Annotated in this window: 7 protein-coding genes; 2 read left to right on the forward strand and 5 right to left on the reverse strand. The window is 74.7% G+C overall.

Features of this window, described 5'->3' with window-relative positions:
• The 3 genes from C1J01_RS45840 to C1J01_RS45850 all read right to left on the reverse strand — a co-directional run.
• A partial coding sequence (locus C1J01_RS45840) for a TetR/AcrR family transcriptional regulator (RefSeq protein ID WP_235855114.1) occupies positions 1 to 558 on the reverse strand: 558 nt, incomplete at its 3' end.
• Positions 559 to 583: 25 nt separating this feature from the next.
• The gene (locus tag C1J01_RS45845) at positions 584 to 1816 is read right to left on the reverse strand and encodes an RNA polymerase sigma factor (RefSeq protein WP_111185281.1); all 1233 of its coding nucleotides are present in this window, start codon (positions 1814 to 1816) and stop codon (positions 584 to 586) included.
• Between the two features lie 5 nt (positions 1817 to 1821).
• Positions 1822 to 2232 (reverse strand): YciI family protein, encoded by a 411-nt coding sequence (locus C1J01_RS45850; protein ID WP_235855116.1) that lies wholly within the window; start codon positions 2230 to 2232, stop codon positions 1822 to 1824.
• Positions 2233 to 2322: 90 nt separating this feature from the next.
• On the opposite strand from C1J01_RS45850, the gene C1J01_RS45855 reads away from it, so the two are divergent.
• On the forward strand, positions 2323 to 3150 hold the full coding sequence (locus C1J01_RS45855; protein WP_235855115.1) for an alpha/beta fold hydrolase: 828 nt from the start codon (positions 2323 to 2325) through the stop codon (positions 3148 to 3150).
• Here the strand turns inward: C1J01_RS45855 and C1J01_RS45860 are convergent.
• Positions 3122 to 3772 (reverse strand): haloacid dehalogenase type II, encoded by a 651-nt coding sequence (locus tag C1J01_RS45860; RefSeq protein WP_111185283.1) that lies wholly within the window; start codon positions 3770 to 3772, stop codon positions 3122 to 3124. The genes C1J01_RS45855 and C1J01_RS45860 overlap by 29 nt on opposite strands.
• 10 nt (positions 3773 to 3782) lie before the next feature.
• Entirely contained in the window at positions 3783 to 4367 is a 585-nt protein-coding gene (locus C1J01_RS45865) for a TetR/AcrR family transcriptional regulator (RefSeq protein ID WP_111185284.1), read from the reverse strand.
• Between the two features lie 58 nt (positions 4368 to 4425).
• Here C1J01_RS45865 and C1J01_RS45870 point away from each other — a divergent pair, with 58 nt between their 5' ends.
• A complete protein-coding gene (locus tag C1J01_RS45870) occupies positions 4426 to 5217 on the forward strand; it encodes a helix-turn-helix domain-containing protein (RefSeq protein ID WP_181449329.1) in 792 nt (263 codons plus the stop codon).
• Positions 5218 to 5354 lie beyond the last annotated feature (137 nt).

Here is a 5354-nt window from a genome sequence, read left to right on the forward strand (position 1 = left end):
GGTGAGGAACTGGAAGGCCTCGGCGAGGCGGTCGGGGGGAAGCCGCAGGCCGTCGCGTTCGGGCTCGAACAGGGCGGCGAGGACCTCGCGGGTGGCGGCCATCGACGCCTCACGACCGTTGACGGCCGCCTTCCGGGCGTCGGGGGTTCGCTCCGTGTCCCTGGCGGGGCTCCCGGTGCCGGGGGTCCGGTCGCGGAGGGGGCCGGACGCGGCGAGGGCTCCCGCGACCGCGCCGACCCGGGTCATGTGGCCGCGCAGGGCCTCGGCCGCCTCGATCAGCCGCTCGGCCAGCGGCAGGTCCAGCGAGATCGAGGCGACGTGGGCGAGCGTGTCGTCCGGCCGCATCGACTCGGCCATGCAGGCCGCGAGCAGCGCGTCCTTGTCGCCGAAGGCACGGAAGATCGTGCCCTCGCCGATGCCGGCCGCTCGGGCGATCTGGGCGGTCGTGACGGAAGTGCCGTACTCGACCACGAGGGGAAGGGCCGCGCGGACGATCATCTCGCGGCGCTGTTCGGGGCTCATCGCCGGCGCACGACGTCGGCCCGTGGAGTCGCTCATGCCGGGCAACTTACGGAGTGAGTACTCACTCCGTCAATCGCGTCGCCCTGGCCCGCAGGTAGCGCTGCTGGGGCAGGGTCATGGCGCGGCGGGCCGCCTCCTCGTACGCCTCGCGGGCGGCCACGGGGTCGCCGGACCTCTCCAGCAGGTGGGCGCGTACCGCGTGGAGGCGATGGTCGTCGGCGAGGCGGGTGTCGTGCCGGAGGCGGTCCAGCCGGGCGAGCCCGGCCGCCGGGCCGCGGGACATGGCCACGGCGACGGCGTGGTTGAGCGCGACCACCGGGTTGTCCGACATGTCCATCAGCCGCTCGTACAGCGCCGTGATCTGCGGCCAGTCGGTCTCCTCGGCGGTCGGCGCCTCGTCGTGCAGCGCCGCGATGGCCGCCTGCAGCTGGTACGGGCCCGGCCGCCCCCGCGACAGCGCGGCGGTGACGAGCTCGACGCCCTCGGCGACGAAGGCGGCGTTCCACCGGCTCCTGTCCTGCTCGGCCATGGGGACGAGCGCGCCGTCCGGCCCCGTGCGCGCCGGGCGGCGGGCGTCGGTCAGCAACATGAGGGCCAGCAGGCCGGCCACCTCGGGGTCGCCGGGCAGCAGCCGGTGCACGATGCGCGTCAGCCGGATCGCCTCGGCCGTCAGCTCCGCGCGATGCAGGCTGGGGCCGGACGTGCTGGCGTACCCCTCGTTGAAGATCAGGTAGAGCACGTGCAGCACGGCGCCCAGCCGCCGCTCGCGCTCGGCGCCGCGGGGCAGGCGGAACGGCACCCCGCTGTCCTTGACGCGCTGCTTGGCCCGGGTGATGCGGCGCGTCATGGTGGCCTCGGGCACCAGGAACGCGCGGGCGATCTCCGCCGTCGTCAGGCCGCCGACCGCGCGCAGCGTGAGCGCGATCTGCGAGGCCGGCGACAACGACGGGTGGCAGCACATGAACAGCAGGATGAGCGTGTCGTCGGAGTCGGCGGGCGTGCGGCCGGCCGCGGGCGCCGGCGCGTCCGGCCGCCGGCTCGCGACGACCTCTTCACGGCGGCGGCGCGCCTGCTCGCTGCGGAGCAGGTCGGTCAGCCGCCGCGCGGCCACCGTGATCAGCCAGGCGCGCGGGTCGTCCGGCACGCCCTCCTCCGGCCACTGCGTGGCGGCGGCGAGCAGCGCCTCCTGGACGGCGTCCTCGGCGAGGGCGAAGTGGCCGTAGCGGCGCACGACCGCGCCGAGGGCCTGCGGCGCCAGCTCGCGCAGCAGGTCCTCCGGCACGGACGGGGGCACGGCGCTCAGAACCCGAGGTCCTGGCTGGACTCGACGACGGGCCTGATGTCGGCGTAGGCGTCGCCGTAGACGCCGGGCGGGTGCGGGCACTCGCCGAGCCGGGCGGCGATCTCGGTGGCGCGGTCGAAGCTCTCGCACTCGACGATCCAGTAGCCGGCCAGGACCTCCTGCGTCTCGGCGTACGGCCCGTCGGTGACGAACGGCTTCCCGTCGCGGGCGCCGACCCTCCTGGTGTGCACGGGAGCGGCCAGTCCGCGCGTCTCGACCAGCTCGCCGGACTCCTCCAGCTCCTGGTTGAACGTCACCATGAACTCGTGCATGGCCGCGACGTCCTCGGGCGCCCAGCCCGCCTGGCCTTCGCTGTCCTTGCCGGTCAGGGCGTCGTAGTCGTGCTGGGAGCCGTACGAGAGGATCATGTACTTCACGGTGTCGACCTTTCCTCGGGTGTGTCTTCGCCGGGGACGTCGGAGCCGGGGCCGCCTACCGGACACCGTCTCACACACTCCGTGAGATCGGGCACCATCGAAGACGTGCCGTACGCGACCGCCTCAGGCGGAGTGAAGCTGTCCTACCAGGTCCGCGGCGACGGGCCGCCGCTCGTGCTGCTGCAGGGCCAGGCCAACGACCACCACTGGTGGGACCCGGTGCGCGCGGACTTCGCGGGCGCGTACCGGACCATCACCTTCGACTACCGCGGCACGGGCGACAGCGACAAGCCGGACGAGCCGTACACGACGCGGGGGTTCGCCGGCGACGTGGTGGCGGTGCTGGACCAGCTGGGGGTGCGGCGGGCCCACGTGTACGGCACGTCGATGGGCGGGCGGGTGGCCCAGTGGCTGGCGGCCGACCATGCAGACCGGGTCGGCGCGCTCGTGCTCGGATGCAGCTCGCCGGGCGGCGCCCACGGGTTCGAGCGGAGCAACGAGGTGCGCCGGTCGCTGGCCCAGCCCGACCGGGCGGCGGCGACGCGGGCGCTGCTGGAGCTCATGTACACCCCGGCGTGGCTGGCCGCGCACCCGGGGCCGTATCACACGGTGGGCGACCCGCGGATGCCCGCCTACGCCCGCCGCCGTCATCTGGCCGCGAGCGCGGGCCACGACAGCTGGGACGCGCTGCCCGCCATCACCGCGCCCACGCTGATCGTCCACGGCTCCGACGACGTCTTCAACCCCGCGGCGAACGCCCCGCTGCTGGCCGAGCGCATCCCCGGCGCCTCGCTGCGGATGATCGAGGGGGCCAGGCACGCGTACTTCGAGGAGTTCCGCGAGGTGGCGAGCCCGCTGGTGCTGGAGTTCCTGGCCGGCGTCAGCTCCAGCGGCGCGCGAGCTCTCTGAGGTCGGGCGCCGTGACGCGCGGGGCGCTCATGACCTCGGGGTACGCCGTGCCGCGCCGGTCCAGGTACGCCCCGATCAGGCCGGCGCGCTGGGCGCCGTCGATGTCCCACGGGTGCACGGCGACCAGGGCCGCCTGCTCCGGGCGCACGCCGGTCCGCGCGACGGCGTACTCGTAGGCCGCCCTCGCGGGCTTCCACGCGCGCGGGCCGCTCACGTCGAGCGTGGCCTCGACCAGGTCGAGCAGGCCCTCGCGGCGCAGGATGCCCTGGGTCATGGCGGCGGCGCCGTTCGTCATGGTGAACAGGCGGATCCCGGCGGCGCGCAACATGCGCATGCCGTCGGGGATGTCGGGGTGCACCCGCAGCTCCGTGAACGCGCCGAGGACGTGGTCGACCTCCTTGTCCGGCAGGCCCATGCCGCGCAGGACGTCCTTCGCGACCTGGGCGAAGCCGGCATACCCGCCGGCCGCGGTCAGCGCGATGCCGTCGCGCAGCACGGCGGCGAACCAGGTGTCCAGCCGGTCGCCGGGCAGGCCGGCCTGCTCGAACGCGGTGCGCAGCGGCTCCATGTCGGTGAGCGTCTCGTTCACGTCGAAGATCACCGCGTGCGGTCTGGTGTCCATGGTCGTCTCCTCAGAGTGCGGTGGGACGGAGGGCGTCGAGGGCGGCCGTGACGCCGCGGCGCAGGGCGGCGGCGTCGGCGCCGGCGCGCGAGCGGACGTTCACGCCGTAGGCGAGCAGGGTGAGCGACTCGGCGGTCGCGTCGAGGTCGAGGCCGGGGCGGAGCTGGTCGCCGGCCGTCTCCAGGGCGGCGCGCAGGGCCGCGCGGAGCATGCCGTGGTGGCGGCCGAGCAGGTCGCGCACCTGCGGGCCGGCAGGCTCGGCGTGGGCGTTGGCGGCCATGCAGCCCCATCCGGCGTACTCGCCCGTGCACCTGGCCTCGATCAGGGCGTCGAAGAACGCGGCGACGGCGGGCAGGCCGCGGCCGTCGGCTGCCAGCGCGCGGAACATCGGCTCGGAGCGCCGCTCGACGTAGCGGCGCAGGGCCTTGGCGTAGAGCTCCTGCTTGCCGCCGTAGGTGGCGTACAGGCTGGAACGGCTCAACCCGGTGGCGGCGACGACCTCGGCGATGCCCGTGGTGGCCGCGCCGCGCCGCCAGAACAGGTGCTCCACCTGCTCCAGCACGGCGTCGGGGTCGAAGTGCTTGACGTCCGGCAACGCTTCTCCCCTTTCCTGGAATGGTCATTCCAAGGTAGCAGGCCCTAGGGTGGTCGCCATGCGCGTGCAGGACGTCAACGGCACCCAGCTCGCCGTCGTCACCCCGGCGTCCGGCGGCTTCCCCCGTCACAGCCACGACGAGTACGTCATCAGCGCCGGCCTCTGCGGGCGTGAGCGGGTGCGGCTCGATCGCGCGTCGTTCGACGTCGACCTGGACGAGGTGACCGTCTACAACCCCGGCCAGGTGCAGTCCTGCACGACGAGCACTCCGGCGGAGCGTGCGTACACCTGCGTCAGCTGGTACGTGCCGCCCGCCGTGCTCGGGGCGCTGACCGGCGGCCCGCCGCCCGTCTTCGACCGGCCGGTGGTCCGCGACGCCCGCCTGCGCGCCGAGCTGCTGCGGGCCGCCCGCGAGCTCGCCGGGGGCCTGGACGAGGCCGCCGTGGTCGAGGAGCGGCTGACGGTGATGGTGCTGCGGCTGCTCGACGTCGCCTCCCCCGCCCGGCGCGCGCCGCTCGGGCCCGCGCCCGGGGACGCCAGGATCGCGGGCGTGCTGGAGCGGCTGCGGGCCGACCTGTCCAGGCCGCCGCGGCTGGCCGAGCTCGCCGACGCCGCCGGGATGTCCCGCGAGCACCTCGTACGCTCCTTCACCAGGGCCACCGGCTGCCCGCCGTACGCGTGGCACCTCCAGGCCCGGCTGGCCGAGGGCCGCCGGCGGCTGCGCGCGGAGGCGCGGGTGGCGGACGTGGCGCACGACCTGGGGTTCGCCGACCAGGCCCACTTCCACCGGCACTTCACCGCCGCCTACGCCGTCACGCCCGGCCGCTACCGTTCCGCCGTCAACATCTGACAAGACCCCGCGCGAGCACCGAGGCCAGAGTGGACGCCATGTCGGAGATCTTCGTGCTGGCTCTCTGGATCGGGCTGGTGTTCAACGCGGCGCCGGGCGCGGTGTTCAGCGAGTCGTTGCGCAGGGGGGTGCGGGGC

This window comes from Nonomuraea aridisoli (genome assembly GCF_003236395.1).
In the GTDB taxonomy this organism is placed as follows: Bacteria; Actinomycetota; Actinomycetes; order Streptosporangiales; family Streptosporangiaceae; genus Nonomuraea; species Nonomuraea aridisoli.